General features: G+C 62.8%; 3 protein-coding genes. 1 reads left to right on the top strand and 2 read right to left on the bottom strand.

Annotated features, from left to right (window positions below):
* Positions 1-434 (bottom strand): helix-turn-helix domain-containing protein (locus VG320_RS28270; RefSeq protein WP_327203369.1); only part of this gene is annotated, 434 nt, incomplete at its 3' end.
* A 62-nt stretch (positions 435-496) separates the two neighbouring features.
* On the opposite strand from VG320_RS28270, the gene VG320_RS28265 reads away from it, so the two are divergent.
* A complete protein-coding gene (locus VG320_RS28265; RefSeq protein ID WP_327203368.1) occupies positions 497-1,081 on the top strand; it encodes an isochorismatase family protein in 585 nt (194 codons plus the stop codon).
* A 102-nt stretch (positions 1,082-1,183) separates the two neighbouring features.
* Here the strand turns inward: VG320_RS28265 and sodB are convergent, their stop codons facing one another.
* Positions 1,184-1,762 carry a superoxide dismutase [Fe] gene (sodB, locus tag VG320_RS28260; RefSeq protein ID WP_103706282.1) on the bottom strand — a complete coding sequence of 193 codons (579 nt, stop codon included), beginning with the start codon at positions 1,760-1,762 and terminating at the stop codon, positions 1,184-1,186.
* Between the last annotated feature and the right edge of the window lie 459 nt (positions 1,763-2,221).

Below are 2,221 nucleotides of genomic sequence, written 5' to 3'. Positions count from 1 at the left end.
TTGTTGCGCGCGGCATCGTCGCGGCGAAAACCGAGCGACACCGACAGCAGCGGCAGATAGGCCGGATAGGAGTCCATCAGATCGACCATCATGTCGAACAGCCTGCCGGCGAGTTCGGCGGGCGGCAGCGCGGGCGAGTCGGCCTGCGCCTCGATAAAGGCGCTCCAGCGCGCATCCATGTCGTTGCCGTACTGCTGGCGCAGTGCCAGCGCAAGCTCGTCCTTGTTGCGGAAATACTGATACGCCGCGCCGATCGACACGCCCGCCTGCTGGGCGATCTGCGTCATCGTCGCGCCTTCGAAACCGCGCTCGGCAAAGTCTTGCGCAGCCGCCTCCAGCAGCGCTTCGACGGTGCGCGCGGCGCGCTCCTGGCGCGGCACGCGACGCCCCGCGTCCTTCGGCCCGGCGCCTGGCCGCAGCGGTGTGGCCGCCATATCTGAGTCCTCCCTCACATTCGTGTATTATATGTGAGGCTATCCTCACATAATGGTGCACCATGACGCAAGCTCTCTCTTCCCTCTCGCTCGATCCGCGCAAGACCGCGCTCGTGATGATCGATCTGCAACACGGTATCGTGAGCCGTCCCATCGCGCCCCATAGCGGCGCGCAAGTGGTCGAAAAGGGCAAAGCGCTCGCCGACGCGCTGCGCGCCAAAGGCGGCACGGTCGTCTGGGTGCACGTGCTGCTCAACGAAATCCTCGCGCTGCCCGCCGACGCACCGACGCGCACGCCCGACGCTCCGCTCGCGCCCGCCATCGCCTCCGAACTCGTGCCCGAAATCGGCGCGCAGGACGGCGACGTGATCGTCGCCAAGCGCCAATGGGGCGCGTTCTACGGCACCAACCTCGAACAGCAGCTGCGCCGCCGCGGCATCGACACGATCGTGCTGGGCGGCATCGCCACCAACTTCGGCGTCGAATCCACCGCGCGCGCGGCCTTCGACTTCGGCTTCAAGCTCGTGTTCGTCGAAGACGCGACTTCGGCGCTCAATGAAGAGATGCATCACTTCACGTTCGACAAGCTGTTCCGCCACATGGGTCACGTTCGCTCGACCGAACAGACCATCGCCGCGCTGGCGTAATCGGCGTTAAAACGCCCGTCGCAAACAAAAAAGCCCTCGATGCGAATCGAGGGCTTTTTGCATGGCGCCGCGTAAAAAACACGGCGCGCGAACCGGCTGCGCTTAAGCGAAGTTCTTCGCTGCGAAGTCCCAGTTCACGATGTTCCAGAACGCTTCGACGAACTTCGGACGAGCGTTGCGGTAGTCGATGTAGTAAGCGTGTTCCCACACATCGATCGTGATCAGCGCGGTAGCGTCGGTCGTGAGCGGCGTAGCGGCGTTGCTGGTCGACACGATGTCGAGCGAGCCGTCAGCCTTCTTCACGAGCCACGTCCAGCCCGAACCGAAGTTGCCAACTGCAGCCTTCGTGAAGGCTTCCTTGAAGGCGTCGTAGGAACCCCACTTCGCGTTGATCGCGTCGCCCAGCGCGCCCGTCGGTGCGCCGCCGCCTTGCGGGGAGAGGCTGTTCCAGAAGAACGTGTGATTCCAGATCTGGGCTGCGTTGTTGAACACGCCACCCGACGACTTCTTGACGATCTCTTCGAGCGAGAGCTTTTCGAACTCGGTGCCCGGGATCAGGTTGTTCAGGTTCGTGACGTAAGCCTGGTGGTGCTTGCCGTAGTGGAACTCGAGCGTCTCTTCCGACATGTTCGGAGCGAGGGCGTTCTTCGCGAACGGCAGCGGCGGGAGCGTAAATGACATGATGCGGTTCCTTCGTCGTGTTATGGGGAGTTCTGCGTGAAGTTCTACGCGAAATTCTACGTATTGACCGGCATGAAGCACTCGATTGTAGGCGAGTTGGAATAACCCCGCAAACGCGCGGACATTATGCCGAACATCGGCTGGACAAGGCTTTTAAGCCGGTTTTCAACGCTATACGAATGCGTCGGGCGGGCCTCGACGCGCAGGCGACACTGGCGCTGTCCGATGCGAGCAAGGCGACGTCCGGACAGTGCAAATGCTGTCTGTGCGTCAGCCTATGCGCACGCAGCGCGCCTGCCCGGATGCGCTTTGCAGATCGCGCGCGACGTGTCGCGCAAGACAGAATTTCGGAACGGTTTCAGAAACCTTCGGCAAGACGCGGCTGCACATCGGCGAGCGCGACGTCTGCGCTGCCTTGTGCGAGATGAACGGTGAGGCGCTTGCCCGGCTTGAGCGCAC

The organism is Paraburkholderia sp. (assembly GCF_035948235.1).
Taxonomy (GTDB): Bacteria; Pseudomonadota; Gammaproteobacteria; order Burkholderiales; family Burkholderiaceae; genus Paraburkholderia.
Note: the sequence above shows the minus strand (reverse complement) of the source record. Positions and strands in the feature narration are given on the sequence as shown.

Coding starts and splice junctions, on each gene's coding strand:
- VG320_RS28265 (WP_327203368.1), top strand. CDS start 497: ATGACGCAAGCTCTCTCTTCCCTCTCGCTCGATCCGCGCAAGACCGCG.
- sodB (WP_103706282.1), bottom strand. CDS start 1,762: ATGTCATTTACGCTCCCGCCGCTGCCGTTCGCGAAGAACGCCCTCGCT.